The 16,277-nt window shown below is 69.1% G+C and carries 19 protein-coding genes and 2 tRNA genes; 9 read left to right on the top strand and 12 right to left on the bottom strand.

Features of this window, described 5'->3' with window-relative positions:
- Nucleotides 1-13: 13 nt before the first annotated feature.
- Together Ssi02_RS21540 and Ssi02_RS21535 are read right to left on the bottom strand one after the other, a co-directional pair.
- On the bottom strand, nucleotides 14-1,684 hold the full coding sequence (locus Ssi02_RS21540) for an FAD-dependent oxidoreductase (protein ID WP_204028393.1): 1,671 nt from the start codon (nucleotides 1,682-1,684) through the stop codon (nucleotides 14-16).
- A complete protein-coding gene (locus Ssi02_RS21535; protein WP_239129289.1) occupies nucleotides 1,668-1,976 on the bottom strand; it encodes a thioredoxin family protein in 309 nt (102 codons plus the stop codon). The genes Ssi02_RS21540 and Ssi02_RS21535 overlap by 17 nt, the downstream gene beginning before the upstream one ends.
- A gap of 596 nt (nucleotides 1,977-2,572) precedes the next feature.
- Here Ssi02_RS21535 and Ssi02_RS21530 point away from each other — a divergent pair.
- Complete coding sequence (locus Ssi02_RS21530; protein WP_204028386.1) at nucleotides 2,573-2,818, top strand: hypothetical protein; 246 nt, start codon at nucleotides 2,573-2,575, stop codon at nucleotides 2,816-2,818.
- Here Ssi02_RS21530 and Ssi02_RS21525 read toward each other — a convergent pair.
- Entirely contained in the window at nucleotides 2,784-3,689 is a 906-nt protein-coding gene (locus Ssi02_RS21525; RefSeq protein WP_204028384.1) for a GntR family transcriptional regulator, read from the bottom strand. The two genes, Ssi02_RS21530 and Ssi02_RS21525, sit on opposite strands and share 35 nt — an antisense overlap.
- 92 nt (nucleotides 3,690-3,781) lie before the next feature.
- On the opposite strand from Ssi02_RS21525, the gene Ssi02_RS21520 reads away from it, so the two are divergent.
- Nucleotides 3,782-4,903: an FAD-dependent monooxygenase gene (locus Ssi02_RS21520; protein WP_204028382.1), complete on the top strand. Its 1,122-nt coding sequence runs from the start codon at nucleotides 3,782-3,784 to the stop codon at nucleotides 4,901-4,903.
- An 80-nt stretch (nucleotides 4,904-4,983) separates the two neighbouring features.
- Here Ssi02_RS21520 and Ssi02_RS21515 read toward each other — a convergent pair.
- The 5 genes from Ssi02_RS21515 to Ssi02_RS21500 all read right to left on the bottom strand — a co-directional run bounded on the left by Ssi02_RS21515 (nucleotide 4,984) and on the right by Ssi02_RS21500 (nucleotide 7,586).
- A tRNA-Pro gene (locus tag Ssi02_RS21515) sits at nucleotides 4,984-5,055 on the bottom strand.
- A gap of 7 nt (nucleotides 5,056-5,062) precedes the next feature.
- A tRNA-Lys gene (locus Ssi02_RS21510) sits at nucleotides 5,063-5,135 on the bottom strand.
- Nucleotides 5,136-5,179: 44 nt separating this feature from the next.
- On the bottom strand, nucleotides 5,180-6,592 hold the full coding sequence (locus tag Ssi02_RS21505) for a hypothetical protein (RefSeq protein ID WP_204028380.1): 1,413 nt from the start codon (nucleotides 6,590-6,592) through the stop codon (nucleotides 5,180-5,182).
- A gap of 65 nt (nucleotides 6,593-6,657) precedes the next feature.
- Nucleotides 6,658-6,795 carry a hypothetical protein gene (locus tag Ssi02_RS38820; protein WP_239129287.1) on the bottom strand — a complete coding sequence of 46 codons (138 nt, stop codon included), beginning with the start codon at nucleotides 6,793-6,795 and terminating at the stop codon, nucleotides 6,658-6,660.
- Nucleotides 6,768-7,586 (bottom strand): sigma-70 family RNA polymerase sigma factor, encoded by an 819-nt coding sequence (locus tag Ssi02_RS21500; RefSeq protein ID WP_239129286.1) that lies wholly within the window; start codon nucleotides 7,584-7,586, stop codon nucleotides 6,768-6,770. Before Ssi02_RS21500 ends, Ssi02_RS38820 begins: the two co-directional genes overlap by 28 nt.
- A gap of 174 nt (nucleotides 7,587-7,760) precedes the next feature.
- On the opposite strand from Ssi02_RS21500, the gene Ssi02_RS21495 reads away from it, so the two are divergent.
- From Ssi02_RS21495 to Ssi02_RS21480, 4 genes are all read left to right on the top strand, one after another.
- Nucleotides 7,761-8,927 carry an NAD(P)/FAD-dependent oxidoreductase gene (locus Ssi02_RS21495; protein ID WP_204028378.1) on the top strand — a complete coding sequence of 389 codons (1,167 nt, stop codon included), beginning with the start codon at nucleotides 7,761-7,763 and terminating at the stop codon, nucleotides 8,925-8,927.
- Nucleotides 8,928-9,021: 94 nt separating this feature from the next.
- Nucleotides 9,022-9,375: a DoxX family protein gene (locus tag Ssi02_RS21490; RefSeq protein WP_204028376.1), complete on the top strand. Its 354-nt coding sequence runs from the start codon at nucleotides 9,022-9,024 to the stop codon at nucleotides 9,373-9,375.
- A 77-nt stretch (nucleotides 9,376-9,452) separates the two neighbouring features.
- Nucleotides 9,453-10,157, top strand: a complete 705-nt coding sequence (locus tag Ssi02_RS21485; RefSeq protein WP_204028374.1) for a TetR/AcrR family transcriptional regulator — start codon at nucleotides 9,453-9,455, stop codon at nucleotides 10,155-10,157.
- Nucleotides 10,158-10,332: 175 nt separating this feature from the next.
- Nucleotides 10,333-10,680, top strand: a complete 348-nt coding sequence (locus tag Ssi02_RS21480) for an SDR family oxidoreductase (protein WP_204028373.1) — start codon at nucleotides 10,333-10,335, stop codon at nucleotides 10,678-10,680.
- Nucleotides 10,681-10,891: 211 nt separating this feature from the next.
- Here the strand turns inward: Ssi02_RS21480 and Ssi02_RS21475 are convergent, their stop codons facing one another.
- Genes Ssi02_RS21475 through Ssi02_RS21465 form a run of 3 tightly spaced genes read right to left on the bottom strand, consistent with a single transcriptional unit; the run spans nucleotide 10,892 to nucleotide 12,745 of the window.
- Nucleotides 10,892-11,521 carry a GOLPH3/VPS74 family protein gene (locus Ssi02_RS21475; protein WP_204028371.1) on the bottom strand — a complete coding sequence of 210 codons (630 nt, stop codon included), beginning with the start codon at nucleotides 11,519-11,521 and terminating at the stop codon, nucleotides 10,892-10,894.
- Nucleotides 11,508-11,786 (bottom strand): type II toxin-antitoxin system antitoxin, encoded by a 279-nt coding sequence (locus Ssi02_RS21470; protein WP_204028369.1) that lies wholly within the window; start codon nucleotides 11,784-11,786, stop codon nucleotides 11,508-11,510. Before Ssi02_RS21470 ends, Ssi02_RS21475 begins: the two co-directional genes overlap by 14 nt.
- 5 nt (nucleotides 11,787-11,791) lie before the next feature.
- A complete protein-coding gene (locus Ssi02_RS21465; protein ID WP_204028367.1) occupies nucleotides 11,792-12,745 on the bottom strand; it encodes an SPFH domain-containing protein in 954 nt (317 codons plus the stop codon).
- A gap of 237 nt (nucleotides 12,746-12,982) precedes the next feature.
- On the opposite strand from Ssi02_RS21465, the gene Ssi02_RS21460 reads away from it, so the two are divergent.
- The 3 genes from Ssi02_RS21460 to Ssi02_RS21450 all read left to right on the top strand — a co-directional run bounded on the left by Ssi02_RS21460 (nucleotide 12,983) and on the right by Ssi02_RS21450 (nucleotide 15,793).
- Nucleotides 12,983-14,467, top strand: coding sequence for an FAD-dependent oxidoreductase (locus Ssi02_RS21460; protein WP_239129279.1), 1,485 nt, complete (start codon nucleotides 12,983-12,985; stop codon nucleotides 14,465-14,467).
- A gap of 221 nt (nucleotides 14,468-14,688) precedes the next feature.
- Nucleotides 14,689-15,507, top strand: coding sequence for an alpha/beta fold hydrolase (locus Ssi02_RS21455; RefSeq protein ID WP_204028362.1), 819 nt, complete (start codon nucleotides 14,689-14,691; stop codon nucleotides 15,505-15,507).
- 145 nt (nucleotides 15,508-15,652) lie between these two features.
- Nucleotides 15,653-15,793, top strand: a complete 141-nt coding sequence (locus Ssi02_RS21450; RefSeq protein ID WP_204028353.1) for a hypothetical protein — start codon at nucleotides 15,653-15,655, stop codon at nucleotides 15,791-15,793.
- Between the two features lie 264 nt (nucleotides 15,794-16,057).
- Here Ssi02_RS21450 and Ssi02_RS21445 read toward each other — a convergent pair whose 3' ends face one another.
- Nucleotides 16,058-16,270, bottom strand: coding sequence for a hypothetical protein (locus Ssi02_RS21445; RefSeq protein WP_204028351.1), 213 nt, complete (start codon nucleotides 16,268-16,270; stop codon nucleotides 16,058-16,060).
- Between the last annotated feature and the right edge of the window lie 7 nt (nucleotides 16,271-16,277).

Below are 16,277 nucleotides of genomic sequence, written 5' to 3'. Positions count from 1 at the left end.
TTCTGGCCCGGAGTCACTCTCCGGCCTGGAGGTAGTCGTGGACCAGCCGTACGGCCATGGCGCCTTCACCGACCGCCGCTGCCACCCGCTTGACCGACCCGCTCCGCACGTCCCCGGCCGCGAACACGCCCGCCCTGCTCGTCTCCAGCGGAAACGGCCGGCCGACGAAGTCGGGCGTGCCTTCCTTACCGGACCGGGTGGCGTCCGCGCCCGTCAGTATGTAGCCCCGCGGGTCGAGCGCGATCTCGTCGGCCAGCCAGGCGGTGTACGGCTCCGCGCCGATGAAGATGAACATCGCGCGGGCCTCGATCGTGGAACGCTCGCCGGTGACGTTGTTCTCGGCGACGACCGCGGCGAGCTTCTCTTCCCCCATCAGCTCCCGGACCTCGGTGTTCAGCATGATCTGGATCCGGGGGTGCCGTTCGATCTCGACGGCCAGGTAGCGGGACATGTTCCTGGACAGCGCGTCCTCCCGCACGAGCAGCCGGACGCGGGCGGCGTACCGGGCCAGGAAGAGGGCGGCCTGGCCGGCCGAGTTGCCTCCGCCCACAACGACGATCGGATCCCGCTCGCACATCTGGGCTTCGAACATGGTCGCCGCGTAGTAGATACTCGTGGGCTCGAACCTTTCCAGGTTCCCGACGTCGAGCCTCCGGTAGCGGACGCCGGTCGCGATGATCAGGGTGCGCGTGCGGATCGTGCCGCCCTCCCCTACGGTGACGATGTGATCGCCCGCGTTCAGGTGCAGTCCGCATGCCTGTGTGGGAACGTGGAAACGCGCGCCGAACTTGCCGGCCTGGATCGCCGCCCGCTCCGCCAGTTCGCCGCCGGAGATCCCGGACGGGAAGCCGAGGTAGTTCTCGATCCGCGAGGAGGTGCCCGCCTGGCCACCTGTCGCGACATCGTCCAGAACCATCGTCGTGAGGCCCTCCGATGCCCCGTAAACCGCCGCCGCCAGCCCCGCCGGCCCGGCCCCGATGACGAGCAGGTCGCATCGGGTCTCCTGTACCTGTGGTGCGGAGAGCCCGATCGCCCGGGCCAGCTCCGCGTTGCTCGGGTTACGGAGCACCGTCTCGCCACGCCAGATCACGACCGGAGTCTCCTGCGGGGTGACGCTCATGCTCCGCAGGAACCGCTCCGCCTCCTCGTCCTGCTCCAGGTCGATCCACCGGTGCGGCAGCCGGTTGCGTGCCGCGAACTCCCGGAGCCGCCGGGAGTCGGCCGAGAAGCGGGAGCCGATGATGCGAAAGCCCGCCCCCAGTCCGATGAGCATCGTGCGGCGGATGAGGTAGGCCCGCAGGATGAGGTCGCCGAGTGCCAGATCCCCGGCTACCAAGCGGCGGAGCGCGCCCGCCGGCACGGCGAGAACCTCGCCGTCTTTGGCCACCACTCCGGTGACGAAGCTCACCTGGCCGGTGAGCACGTTGAGCTCTCCCAGGAACCGGCCTGCCCCGTGGACGCCGATCACCTGGTCATCCGTTCCGAATCCCTCGACCGTCGCCACCTCGCCGGCCAGGATCGCGAAGAATTCGGTGCACGGAAGACCCTCCGCGTACAGGATCTCGTCCTGGCGGATGCGGCGCCGCTCGCCGTGCGGGGCCAGCGCCTGGAGCTGCGCGTCGCTCAGTCGGGGGTAGGCCCCCTGCGGGTCCGGCGTCTCGCCAAGCTCAGGCGGCCAGCGCATCGTTCACCCATTCGCGTAGGGCGGGAGCCGGCGCCGCGCCCGATCGCCGGGTGACGACCCGGCCCTGATCGATCACGGCAAGGGTCGAGATGGCCTGTACGGGGAAGCGTTCCGAGAGCCGGGGCGCTTCGTTCACCTTCACCAGCTTCAGGCGACCGGCAAGATCAGCCGCGACCTGCTCCAGCGCCGGGCTGACCATGCGGCACGGGCGGCCGCCCCAAGGTGCCCAGAGGTTGACGGCCGCCGGGATCCGGGCCGCCTCGACGACCTCGCTAAAGTCGCCGTCCCCCACCTTGGTGACCCAGGGAAGCGGCTGGTGGCAGTCGCCGCACTGCGGGATCCCCGAGGCGGCCCTGGGCGGCCGGTTCCTCCGACCGCATTTCGAGCATTGAACGACGCTTGCGTCCTTGGTCTGTGACCGCATGGCCAGACCTCCGGATTCCCTTGCGTACCAAGAGTGTGCCGCCGGTCAGTGCGACATGGATGACCGCCCCGTCGAGGGCGTCGCCGACGACCAGTTCGCCGGTCTCGGCGGCCGCTCGGTGACGAGCCGCTGCTCAGCCTTCTCCACATCCCAAAGCTATCAAAGGCGCTTTGCAGCACCCCTCCAACGCTGACCAGCGACTATCCCCGCGTGTGATCCCTTCTGCCGTATTCGCGTGCCTGAAGGTGAAGGAGAGTTCGATGCAGGCGAAGGATCTGGAGCGATGCTGCTCGGACGATGAAGATCGTGGCCCTGAGGCATCGGAGCGATCATCTACGCTACGCCGACCCATCACCAAGCAGAACAGAACCCCCATTTGGCGCATGAGTCGATACGTTACGCATGTGTCGCGTGACAGCGGGTAGTCAGTCCTGGGATTCTCCCGGCTACCGGGAGGAGCGTCAATGGCCACCAGTGATCGGCATCGGCCGGAGATCGTCGTCGGACTCGTGGCGACCCCGCCTGACTATCCGGCCCAGGTGGTTGCGCGGCTCACCGCCGAGCTGGCCGACCGGCTCGCCGAGCGGGTGGACGCGGACGTGCGGTGGACCGTCCGGGAAAGCTGGGGTGACGTGGCTCCCCGCCGCGGAAGGCCGGTCGAGGCATGTCGGCGCCTTACCAGCCGGCCTTCCCGATGCCTAGGCCGTTGAGAAGTGTCTGAAGCCCGAACTCGAAGATCCTGTCCAGGTCGAAGTCGAAGCCGTCCGGACCGAGGTCACTGATCAGCTTGGCGGACAACGGCGCTCGCCCGGTGAAGAACATGGCGTTGATCGCCCCGGCCTGGGTGTCGACCCACTGCTCTTCGGACAGGCCCGTGGCCGAAGTCGCCTGGGCCTCCCGCTCGAGGTGTACGGCAAGGCCTTGCACATATGCGTAGAGCATGACCTCGGTGGTCATCATGGTCGCCGGGTCAAGGCCGAGCCCGTCAAGGGCGAGCAGCAACTGCTCGCCGTGCCCGACCACGCCGGGCAGCGGCAGCGGGCGCCCAAGCGGGGTCAGGTGAGGCAGCCAGGGATGTCGCCGGTAGATCCGCCACAACACGCGGGCGACCATCTCCAGCCGGTCCCGCCGGCCGAGCTTGGCATCCGGGTAGCGTTCCTCGCCGTATGCGAGGTCCGCCATGGTCCGCACCAGGTCGTCCCTGCCGCGCACGTGCCGGTAGATCGCCGGGGCCGACACGCCGAGACGCACGGCCACCGAGCGAACGGTCACGGTGCTGAGCCCTTCCGCGTCGGCGATCGCGATCGCTTCGCGCACGATCCGCTCCCGCGTCAGCTCTGCCGTACCGTGATGTCGCCGCGGCCTGCTCAGTGTGGCCGCCACCACCGTCCCCGACCGGGGCCTGGCCTCCACCAGGCCCTCCTCCTTGAGCACGGCGAGAGCCCGCACCGCGGTGGCCAGGGCGACCCCGAAATCGCGGGCGATCGCGCGGGTGGACGGCGTCTTGTCGCCCGGTGCGAGCTCACCCGCCCGGATGCGCCGCCGGAGGTCGGCGGCGATGCGCCGGTACGGAGCTTCCACGGAACACTGTCCTAGTACAGATCTGGCCGGTCAGGGTCGATCTGTTCTAGCACAGTTGGGGGATCCACGCCCACTGGGGCTATCAAGGGACCATGACTTCTGTACTGATCTCCGGCGCGAGCATCGCCGGTCCCGCGCTGGCCTGCTTCCTGCGCCGCCGCGGCTTCACCGTGACCGTGGTCGAGCGCGCCCCCGCCCTCCGTCCCGGTGGCCAGGCGGTCAACGTGCGCGGCGTCGCGCTCACCGTCGCCGAACGCATGGGGATCCTGGCCGGCGTACGGCAGTGCCATACTCACATGAACGGCATGTCGATGCTCGACGGCGACGGCAAGGAGCTGTGGCGGTCGGAAGAGGTGGCGTTGTCCAGCGGGCGCCTCGACAGCGACGACGTCGAGCTGCTCCGCGAGGACCTGAGCCGGCTGATTCACGACAGAACGGAGGCCGGCGTCGAGTATCTGTTCGGCGACTCGATCACCTCGCGGGTTCAGGACGAGCACGGGGTGAGGGCCACCTTCGAGCGGGCGGCGCCGCGCGATTTCGATCTCGTGGTCGGCGCGGACGGCCTGCACTCCAATGTCCGCCGGCTGGTGTTCGGTCCCGAGCGGGAGTTCGTCCATCACCTGGGGACGTATGTGTCGATCTTCTCCGTGGACAACTATCTGAGTCTGGAGAACTGGCAGACCTGGTTCAACGACGGAGACATCGGCGGCGTGATCTATCCCGTGCGCGGCAACACCGAGCTTCGCGTCAACCTCGGTTTCAAGGCCGGGGAGCCCGTGGCGTACGACCATCGGGATGTCGAGGCGCAGAAGCGGCTGGTCGCCGAGCGCTTCGCGCATGGGCGCTGGGAGGTGCCCCGGCTGCTCAAGGCGATGTGGGACGCGCCCGACTTCTACTTCGACTCCATGGCCCAGGTCCGCATGGAGCGCTGGTCGGAGGGCCGGGTGACACTGCTCGGCGACGCCGGCTACTGCGACTCACCGCTGTCGGGCCAGGGCACTAGCCAGGCACTTGTCGGCGCATATGTCCTGGCCGCCGAGCTGGCCCGGTCGGGCCACGAGACCGCGTTCGCGGCCTACGAGGAGCGCATGCGGCCCTGGGCGGAGCTCAACCAGGCACTCGTGGAGAGCAACCACCGGCGCCTGGAAGAGGTCCCCTCGGAGGAGAGCCCGCTGGAGCAGGTGAAGAACGCGATCCGGCTTCCGTCGTCATGAGGCGCGGGCCTGGCGAGGTAAAGGGCAGCGCGCCCCGCCGGAAGCGGGCCTGGCGCGATAGGCGGCGGCGGGCGCGGCGGCCTCGTTGACCGGGCTCGAACCGGCGTCCACCCGGACCCGAGCCGGGCGCTCTACCACTGAGCTACAACGAGGCCTCACCCATCGCCGACCGGGCTCGAACCGGCGTCCACCTGGTGAAGAGCCAGGCGTTCTACCACTGAACTACGGCGTGGCCGTGTTCAGTCTGCTCGGCGCCGGCCGGTTCGCGCCACCCCTTTATACGGGAGGGTCCTTCACCGGCAGATCACTGAGCACGACACCCGACCGCAGCCCGTGTCGGGCCTCGGCGGCGAGTTCCTGCTTGACGCCCTTGCCGCTGAAGACTCCGGCTCGGCGCAGCAGCGCCGCCCAAACCGGGTCGGCGACGCTCACGCCGTGGACCAGCTCCGGCGTGGGCCGGAACACCGCCGTGGCTCGCTGCGGCGCGGGCGCCGTCCAGCCGGAGGAGGCCGGATCGAGGCCGGCGCGGCAGCAGGCGGACTCGACGTCGGCGCGGGTGCAGGTCGCGGTGCCGTCGAGCACCGCCCACGGGGGCGGCAGCGCTGCCCACACCTTTGTATTGGGATCGACATCGCCGCCGGTGGCACTGTGCCAGGCGGCCAGGTCGGCGGCCATCAGCCGCATCATCTTGCCGGGACATGCCGCGTCCAGCAGTTCCAAGGCGTTCAGCGCGCTCAAGCAGGCCAGCCAGCCCGTGCGGGCGGCGTTGTAGGCGACGGCCAAGTTGTTCCAGGTGGTGGAGTCGTGGCCACGCCGTACGATCATCGTCTCGCGATCGGTGCCCGGCTGCCAGCGCTCGCGCAGCATCGCCGCACTGTGCCGCAGGACCGCCGACCATCGGCCGAGCAGAAGGCCGCGCTCCTGGTCGCTCAGGTGCTCCAGCACGTCCGGGCTGGTGCGCACCTGGGCGATCATCCACCAGTCGGACCGGCTCGTGCACCGATCCAGCAGCAGCGCGGCGATCTCGTCGAACGGGTTGTCCCGCCCGGCCAGGCTGAACTCCCTGCGCAGCTTGCGGCGCGCGGTGTAGTAAGCCACGAAGCAGGCGGCGTCGACGTCCGCGGCGAAGCGCTCCAGCGGCACCTCTGCCGCGAATCCGGTCACGCCGACCATGAGCAGGTGCCGCTTGTCCTGCTCGGCGGCCAGTGTCCCGGCCTTGGCCGAGAGCCTGGTCAGCATCCGGAAGCGCCGGTTGTACTGCCGCTTGGAAAGATCCATCCCGGCCGCGTCGCGAGCCTGCCGGTTGAGCCGATCGGCTAGGAAGTCACTGTGGCCGGGCGTCCATCGGATCGGGCCACCCATGCTCGCGGCGAACTCAAGCAGCGACTCCGGATCGTCCGCATCCACCTCGGCCGACCGCCCGAACAACCGGGCGGCCGCGGCGACCTGCCGTGCCCCGCCCACTGGGCGGGCGTAGTCGCCCGACATGGACGAAAACCCGGCCGCGCCTCGCGAGGAGTGCATGGCCGCGCGCTTCAGCACTACACGCTCGCGCCGGGTCAGCCGTTCCTCCAGCGCCTGAAGCACCAGGTCGGCGACGTCTTCCGGGCGGTAGCGGCGGTCCAGCGAGCCGTGTAGCTCGGTCATGATCTCGCGCGGGGATCGCGGCCGCGGGTTGCGGTTGCTCATGGCCGCCATCATCACCGGATTCGGCGCGGCGATCGACTGGTTTTGCCGCGGCGGTCCGGATCGGCCTACTGCGCCGCAGCAGAGGAACGCGCCGTCCACGTCCGGAGCTTGTCGGGGTTACGCACCGCCCAGATGCGCTTGATCCGGTCGTCCTCGACATCGAACGCCACCACCGTCACGATGGCGCCGCCCTGCTCGGCCACCAGGCCGGGCCTGCCGTTGACCGTCCGATCAGGACCGTCAGGTCGCCTTGCCTGCCGGCGAGGTTGACCAGCAAGCGCACAATCTGCGCGGCGCCCTCGATCGGGCGGAGCACGGCGCCGGCCCGGCCGCCACCGTCGGCGATCATCGTTGCGCCGGGGTCGAGGAGCGCGACGAGGGCCTCGATGTCCTTGGCGTTCCAGGCCCGCTTGAACTCCCCGACGACACGGGCCTGCCGTACCGCCGGAGTCGCGGGAACCCGCGCCGCGCCGATGCGGCGGCGGGCCGAGAAGGCCAGCTGGCGGCATGCCGCGGGCGTACGGCCGACGATCTCGGCCACGTCCGCGAAGGGATAGCCGAAGACGTCGTGCAGGATGAACGCGACACGTTCGGCCGGGGTCATCGATTCGAGCACGATGAGGAAGGCCATGCTGACCGATTCGTCGAGCGTGACCCGGTCGGCAGGGTCGGCGGTGATGCCGCCCGGCCGCTCACCGCTCCACTCCGCGAGGCCCGGCAGCGGCTCGGGGATCCACTCCCCCACGTAGCTCTCGCGCCGGACCCGTGCCGAGCCGAGCAGGTCGAAGCAGATCCGGGTGGCGACCTTCGTCAGCCAGCCGCCCGGGGATCCGATGGCCTCTTGCTGCGCCGGGGTCATGGAGTACCAGCGGGCGTAGGTCTCTTGGACGACGTCCTCGGCCTCGGCCATGGAGCCGAGGAGCCGGTAGGCGACGTTGATCAGCAGAGCCCGTTCGCTCGTGATCGCGCTCTCGCCTGGGTCCGGGGTGGTCATGGGGTGCCGCCTTTTCTCCCTCGTCTCCGCCTTCATTAGTACGACGAGGCAACGGTGCGGAATGTCAGGCCGCCTCACATTCGGCCGGGGTGCGTCGTCGTAGTGGTGAGACACTCCGCGCCGGCGCAGGCCAAGGCCTCACACCACCATTGTCGTCGAGAAGGGAACCTCGCCATGTCCAGCAATAAGGTCGTCGTCATCGGGGGAGGTTACGCCGGAGCACTCGCGGCCAACCATCTGCGGATGCGGGCCGACGTCGACATCACCCTGGTCAACCCCCGCCCGGAGTTCGTCGAACGGGTCCGGCTGCACCAGTTCGCGGCCGGCACCGGTCAGGCCACCGTGGACTACGGCACGCTATTGGGCGAGGGTGTGCGGCTGGCCGTCGACAGTGCCGCGGTCATCGACACCTTCGCCCGCACGGTGCTCCTGGCTTCCGGCCGCACGCTGGACTACGACTACCTGATCTACGCGGTCGGCAGCACCGCGCCGACACCGCCGTCGGTGCCCGGCGCCGCCGAGTTCGCGTACGGCATAGCCGAGTTCGAGTCCGCGCAGCGGCTGCGCACCAGGCTGGAGGAGCTGCCGGTGGACGCTCCCGTCACCGTGGTCGGCGGCGGCTTGACCGGCATCGAGACGGCAGCCGAGCTGGCCGAGCAAGGACGCGCGGTCACGCTGGTGTGCGGCCGGAGCCTGGCTCCTTCGTTCGGCCCGTCGGGCCGCCGGGCCGTGGCGAGGTGGCTGTCCCGGCACGGTGTCGCGGTGGTCGAGGATGCCATGGTCAGCGAGGTCCGGCCGTACGCGCTCGTCTTCGCCGACGGCACGGTGCGTGCGAGCGCGCTGACCGTCTGGGCGGGCGGTTTCGGTGTGCCGGAGCTGGCGGCCGCGAGCGGGCTGCAGACCGACGAGCTCGGCCGGCTGCTCACCGATGAGACGCTGACCAGCATCGACGACGACCGCATCGTCGCGGCCGGCGACGCCGCCGCGCCGTCGGGCCGGCCGCTCCGGATGAGCAGCTACGCCGCCGGGCCGCTCGGAGCGCAGGCCGCCGGCACCGTGCTGAGCCGCATCGCCGGGACCGAACCAGCGATGATCGACCTGGCCTTCTCGGGGGCGTGTGTCAGTCTCGGCCGGCGCAGCGCCGTACGGCAGATAGCCCGTAAGGACGACACCGCGTTGAACGCCTATGTGGGCGGCCGCATCGGTGCGGCGATCAAGGAGTTCACCTGCAAGTTCGCGGTGACGAGGATCCGCCGCGAGGCCAGGAAGCCGGGTTCGGCCATGTGGTTGAAGGGCGGCCCGCGCCGCGAACAGCCGGCGCCTACGGGGCGCGAGATCTGACGCTCGACTCGATGAGAAGGCGTCGCCTGACATTACCGGGGGTTGTTTCGTCGGACTAATGAGACACGGGGGCATCAACCACAGAGGAGTGCTCATGTTCGCTGCCTACGTCACGGTCACCATCTTCGCCTCGCTGCTGTTCGGCAGCGCGGCGTTGGTCTACCTGATCGGACATGAGTTTCCCAAGGCGCAGGCGGACATGAAGCGTTTGCCGCGGTCGTGGGTGCCGGTGCTGGGCATGATGCTGGCGGCGGGCTCTTTGGGGTTGCTGGGCGGGTTGCGCGTGCCGATGCTGGGGACGCTCGCCGCGAGCGGCCTCGTGCTCTACTTCATCGGCGCGCTTCTCGCACACCTGCGCGTGGGTTCCCGCAATCTCGCGAACTGGGCGGGATTCTTCGCCACCGCCGTCGCCGCGCTGGCCGTGAACCTCGCCTACCACTGGGCGTGATCGGCGAGACCGGGGACCGTATCGATGAAAACAGATCGGCGTTGTCGTCGATAACAGCCTCTGTTATCGTTGATTACATGGATGCGGCATCAGCGATAATCCAGGCGACGGCGACCCTGCTGGCCCGGTCACCGAGCGGAGAGGTGTCCACCCGCGCCATCTGTGAGGCGGCCGGTGTGCAGCAGCCCGTGCTGTATCGGTTGTTCGGCGACAAAGACGGCCTGCTCGCGGCGACGATCGACCACGTCTGGGACCAATACCTCGCAGGCAAACGGGCCGCCCAGAAGTCCAAGGACCCGCTGTCCGACCTGCGGGCGGGCTGGGACAGCCACACCGCCTTCGCGCTGGCCAACCCCAATGCCTACAAGCTGATGTTCTCCCCGGCTCTGCGCTCCGAGCCCGAGGCGGCGGCGGAGGCCATGCGTCTTTTACGCGAGGTCCTTGAGCGGCTGGCCGTTCAAGGGCGCCTTCGCGTGCCGCTCGCGGAGGCCGCCCGCATGGTCATGGCGGCGAACACGGGGGTCGCACTCGCCCTGATCTCCCGTCCCTCGCTCTATCCGGACGTGCATCTGTCGGTTCTGGTCCGCGACGCGGTATACCGGGCCATCCTGCTCGACATCCCAGAGCCTGAGGACATACGGGAAAACGACGTGCGGAAGGCCGCGGCGACCACGCTGCTGTCCTCCCTGGACGAACTCACGCCGGAGCCCTTCACCGCCGCCGAGTCGGCTTTGCTCGGGCAGTGGCTGACACAGATCGCGCAATCCGGCCCGGCCGACTGAAGACACCCGCAGGAGCAGGGCCCGGCGGCCACAAGCTTCGGGTCCGGCGTGAAGCGTGCCCGGAGCCGGACACCTGGCACGGTCCACCTCTCACCCGCGCTACTCACCCCTGTCCTGCTCGGCAAGGGCCGATTCCTCCCCCGCCTGAAGGCGGGGGTCTCCTCGGAGGTATCTGATGAGCAACGACTCCCTGCGCGTGGCCCTGGTCACCGGCGGCTCCGGCGGCATCGGCCGGGCGGTCGCGGAACGCCTGGCCCACGACGGCTTCGCGGTCGGCGTGCACTACTCGGCCAACAAGGCCAGGGCCGAGGAGACGGCAGCCGCCGTCACCTCGGCCGGAGGCCGGGCCATCGCGGTCGCCGGCGAGGGCAAGGACCATACCACGATCGACAACCTGGCCAAGGCGGCCCCGATGGAGCGTCTGGGCGCCCCGCAGGACATCGCCGAGGTCGTCGCGTTCCTCGCCGGCCCGGCCCGCTGGATCAACGGCCAGACCGTCTTCGCCAACGGCGGCCTGGCCTGACTTGCCCCACCCGGCTCGCAGCGGACCACGGCGCTCCGCGCCGCCCGGCGTGATGTCACACACCACCAAGTACGGCGAAGCCTTCCGGCGGTCGGCCGCCCCGGTGAACGTCACCGTCTTCGGCGTTGCCGCGATCACCGTCGGGTTGCGAAGGCCCCCGGCACTCCGCAACCCTCTGGCCTGGTTCCTGGCGGCAGCCAAGGCCGGTGTGTCAAGCCGCATCGGCCGCCGCTTCGTATTGCAGGGCCTTGCGCAACGCCGTGGTGACCGGCTCGACCGGCGCCGACAGCTCCTCGATCCGCTTGCCGTGCCGGCTCCACTCCCGCGCGGGCAGCACCACCGTCATCCTGGCCGCGCCGGCCAGCGCGGCCAGGAGGCGGACCTCCCGCGCCAGATGACTCACCGGCCGGCCGCCGCGCACCGCCGCGACGACTCGCTCGGCAAGCCTGCGTGAGAGGTAGGGCCGGCGCGGCGTATACCGCTTGACGGGGATCAGCAGAACTCGGTGCCGCTCCACGCGGATCAGCCGGGCCGCCTCCAGTCCGTCGCGCACCAGACGGAACGCGAGTGAGGCGTCCTTGCCGATCCATCGCTGCCACGAGTGGGGCGGGGAGGTCGCGATCTGCTTCCAGACCGCCGCTTGCAGAGGGCTCGGATCGACCGGAGGGGTGACGGCGCGCGCCTTGCCCGACTCGTCGCTGAGGTGGCCGCCGAGCAGGAGCTCGGCGAGCGTCGCCGCACGCAGGAGGTGTCCTAGGCTGCGCCGGCCGGCAAGCCTCTCCTTGCGGAGGTCGAAGGCCAGCAGGAACGCCGATTCCGCCAGAGACTCACCCCGCGCCACCTTCGTCCCGTGTATCGTCCGCTGCCTTGTCCGCCGTCTCCCCGTCTTCTGCGGGTTCATTCACAGGCTCCTCTGGGTTCTTCCTCGGCCGTCCACGCGGCCGGGTCTGTCCCACGCCGCCGGGCATTCGCCCGGCTTCGGAGAGCGCCCTGCGCAGGAGGAACTCGATCTGCGCGTTCGTGCTGCGCAGGTCGTCGGCCGCCCACTTGGCCAGCGCGTCGTGGACCACGGGGTCAAGGCGTAGGAGGATCTTCTTCCGCTCCACTGCGGTTACTGGTAGAGCGTGCCGGTGTTGACGATCGGCTGGGTGTCACGATCGCCGACAAGCACCACCAGCAGGTTGCTGACCATGGCGGCCTTTCGCTCCTCGTCCAGCTCGACCACGTCGAGCTCCGCGAGCTTGGCCAGGGCCATCTCGACCATGCCGACCGCTCCTTCGACGATCCGTTGCCGGGCCGCCACCACCGCACCGGCCTGCTGGCGCCGCAGCATCGCGTGGGCGATCTCCGGCGCGTAGGCCAGGTGGACGATACGGGCCTCGATGACCTTCACCCCGGCGGAGGCCACCCTGACGGCGATCTCCTCGGCCAGCTTTTCGTTGATCTCGTCGGCGTTGTCCCGCAGAGACAGTCTCGGCTCTCCGTGGGAGTCGTAGGGGTAGCTGCCCGCGATGTGCCGGACGGCCGTTTCAGCCTGGATGGCGACGAACTCCACGAAGTCATCCACCTCGAACGTGGCCTGCGCCGTGTCCCGCACCTGCCAGACCACCACGGTGGCGATCTGGATGGGGTTGCCGTCGGCGTCGTTGACCTTCGTCACGTCGGTCTCGTGGTTGCGGATCCTGGTCGACACGCGTCGCCGAACGGTGAACGGGTTCACCCACTGCAGGCCCGGTGTGCGGAGCGTGCCGACGTAGCGGCCGAGCAGCTGCACGACCCTCGCCTCGCCGGGCGCCACCGCTGAGAGGCCGCAGAAAAGCACCGTCCCGATGATGATCGCCAGCACGGCCGACCCGATGGACATCAACCCACCGCCTTGCCAGGCCCCCGTGGCGAGCATGACGATCGCCGTGACCAGCAGTGCGATCCCGCCTAGGACCAGCGCCGTCGCCACTGCCAGCAAGACGAACCCGTTGGCGGATCGCGCCGGGCGCTCACTCGTGCGCGGCGCCGGCATATCGACGACGGCCTCCTCCAGAGTGGCCCCGCTTGTTGCTACACCCATCCCTAGCTCCTTTTCACGCTATCTAAGCACTATCAAAGTGATATCACTTTTTAGCACCGGCGGACAAGGGGATATTCGACCCTTCGCGCTCGCCCGGCCGTCGCGGCGCACGCCCGCCGGAGCCTGGGGGTTCACAGGTCCCCCGGGTGGTGATTTTCCGGCGGGACTGATACTGAGAATATGGACAAAAGGGACATAGCGTCTGGTGGCTCTTCAGATGAGCACGGGACAACGGTCGTGGACGTTCTAGTGGTCGGAGCCGGTCCGACCGGGCTCCTGCTCGCAGGCGATCTCGCCAAGTCCGGAGTCGATGTCACGCTGGTGGAGCGACGCGATCACGAATCCAACTTGAGCCGCGCCTTCGGCCTCCACGCGCGAACCCTGGAGCAGCTCGACGCGCGAGGCCTGGCCAACGAACTACTTCGCACCGGCACACGAGTCAGGTCGTTTCAACCGTTCGGCCGTATCGTCATCGACTTCTCCGGGCTCCAAACACGCTTCCCTTTCATGCTGATCATCCCTCAATGGGAGGTTGAGCGGGTCCTGCAGCGCCGGGCCGAGGGAGCGGGCGCCACAATGCTGAACGGCGTTCGGGTCACGGGGCTCCGGCAGGACCCGGAAGGCGTGGACGTGGACGTGAGCCGTCCGGACGGCACCACGGTCACACTCCGGGCCCGCTACGTGGTCGGCGCCGACGGGGCGAACAGCACCGTACGGCGCAGCCTGGGCATGCCGTTCCCCGGCAAGCCGGTCGTCAGCTCCGTGATGCTGGCGGACGTGCTGCTCGACCGCGAACCAGAGCCACTCCTTAATTTCGCGACAAACGCGCATGGCTTTACCTTCATCGCCCCCTTCGGCGATGGTTGGTACCGGATCATCGCCTGGGATCGGGTACGGCAGGAGCACGACGAGGCGCCGGTCACCTTGGAGGACGTCCAGGACATCGTTCGGCGAACCATCGGCGACGACCTCGGGATGCACGATCCGCGCTGGCTTTCCCGCTTTCACAGCGACGAACGGCAGGTTCCCCGCTACCGGGATGGACGGGTGTTCCTCGCGGGGGACGCCGCCCACGTCCACTCCCCCGCCGGCGGCATGGGCATGAACACCGGGATCCAGGACGCCGCCAACCTCGGCTGGAAACTGGCCGCCGTGCTGCGCGGCTGGGCCGACGACAAGTTGCTGGACAGCTACCACGCCGAGCGTTATCCGGTGGGGCGGATGGTGGTGCGCGTCAGCCACGCACTCCTCACCGCCGCCATCACCCGGTCTCGTCTGGTGCGCACACTGCGCAACTGGGTGGGGGCCGCCGCGCATCGGCTGGGCGTGGTGGAGGCGGCCGCGGCACGTGGCATCTCCGGCATCGGGATCGCCTACTACGCTCCCCGGCGCGCTCACCCGCTCACCGGTCACCGGGTGCCGGACCTCCGCCTGGCGGGGGAATCGGCCCGATTGTACGAAGCACTGCGTGAAGGCATGTTTGTCCTGGTGGGCCGCGACGTCGCCGAACTCGCCGCACCGTGGGCGGGGCGGGTGATGACGGCCTCCCCGGCGACCGACCTGGAGTTCACCGTGCTGGTCCGGCCCGACGGCTACGCCGCCTGGGTGGCCCAGGACCCCAGCCCGGCAGCGGTGCGCAAGTCCCTGACGCGGTGGCTGGGCAAGGTGGAGGCCAAGGGGCGTGTACGGACGTCCCAGCGCTCAAGCGGTGTCCGAGGTTGAGCCGACCTCCTGGCCTGACGGCTCGCCGGAAGCTCGGGCAGTGATGCCGGGCCCGCTCACCGAACGGCTCGAACAGCTCCACCAAGGAGGCGGTTGACCGACGCCATCACGCGCGCCGGAGAAGTGAGTCCCCGATGACCGCGCATGCCCTCCGGACCGGTGATCCGTGCGCTTGACTTGGCGAGGTCATTCAAGACGCCTAACGCGAGCAGGTGCCACCCATGACGAAGGACAGCACTCCCTCCACCAATTCAAAGTGGTCCGGCATGGTGCCGGTTGACGACACGGCCTTAGCCGTCACCGACACCGGCGGTCCCGGCATCCCCGTGGTCTACCTCAACGGCCATTTCGCCACTCAGGGATATTGGCGGCGGGTCATCGCCGAACTGGGGACGAGTTGGCGGCACATCACCTACGACGAGCGGGCTCGCGGCAGGAAGTCGAAGCGTTCGGCGGACTATTCCTTCGAGGCGGCCGTCCGGGACGTCGACGCCGTTCTCGCGGCCCGGGGTGTGGACCGGGCGCTGGCGGTGGGCTGGTCCTACGGGGCGTTCGTCGCGGCGCACTGGGCAAGCCGCAATCCCGACCGCGCCATGGGCGCGGTCCTGGTCGACGGCGCACAGCCGCACGACTGGGTGAAGGACGGCATGGAAGAAGGCGCCCTGAAGATGTTTCAGCGGATGCGCTGGTTGATGCTGCTGCTCCGCCCGACGGGCCTGACCCCGCGGATGACCGCCGAGCAGATGGCGAACAGCACCATCGAGGCCGGCAAGATCGCACGCTTGCGCGAGCTGCGCCCCGTGCTGGACAAGATCACCATCCCGACCCGGTATGTGCTCGCCTCGGGGGCGTCCCTCGGGAGCAAGGGCGGTGAACAGGAACACAATCGCGCCGGCGTCTCCGCGGTGACGGCCCGCAACGCGAACATCCGCGTCAGCGCGAAGGTCTCAAGCAGCCAAGGGGCGATCTTGCGTAAGGACTTCCGTGCCGTCGCCGACGCCGTCCGCGAGGTCGCCGCCCTCGATCGCACGGATGACTGAGGACATGATCGGCGGGTTCCCGATCGTCGGGACGGCGGCGTTTGCCGGCGTCGCAGCGAAGATCAGGACATCGAATTAAGAAAGTTAAGATCAACTTCTTGAAAGTTAATGAAGCGACCGATATAACTTTAGACATGGGCAGGCGATGGACTGCCAGGAACTCGCCAACCTGATCCGGGGCCGGCCGTTCCTCGTCGGGCGGGTGCGGCTGCCGGGCGCCCGGTTCGACATGGAGTGCGGCCGCACGGGCGTGCCCGTGGCAATCCGACAGGAGAGGCTGGAATGAACGAACAGCGCAAGGAGCGGAGGTCGATCAGCCCGATGCAAAGTTAGGTGTCTTCTGCAAGTAGGCGCCGTCCGGTTGGACGGGCCCCCGAGAGGGTGCTGCAACACCCTCCCGAGGCCGCGCCCGCTACAGCAGAGCACGGTTGAACTGCCGATCTGAAGCTTAGCCGCTCATCGAGGCGGCCCGATCGACCTCCACACCGGCGGCGGCGAGGTGTGCGTCCGCCCGATCGGCTCATCAAGAACTCCAGCCGATACCCCCGAGTCAGCGCGGTCGCCGGCAACCTGCGGCGGCGTCGCCCTCGACCACGCGCACGGCGTGCTCACCGCCGAGACGGCCTCGGGCTCTATCGGGGGCGAAGAGGTCATGCGCGGCGAGGTGTGCTCCCCGGTAATCGATGCGCTGCAGTACCTGCACGTCTTCGGACGGTCTCAGCCATGAGCGGAAACGGCTGACCGACGCCGTCGATCGCATCACGAGCGAC

The organism is Sinosporangium siamense, from assembly GCF_016863435.1.
Taxonomy (GTDB): domain Bacteria; phylum Actinomycetota; class Actinomycetes; order Streptosporangiales; family Streptosporangiaceae; genus Sinosporangium; species Sinosporangium siamense.
The sequence above is the reverse complement of the archived record's forward strand: the minus strand, read 5'-3'. Positions and strand labels throughout refer to the sequence as shown.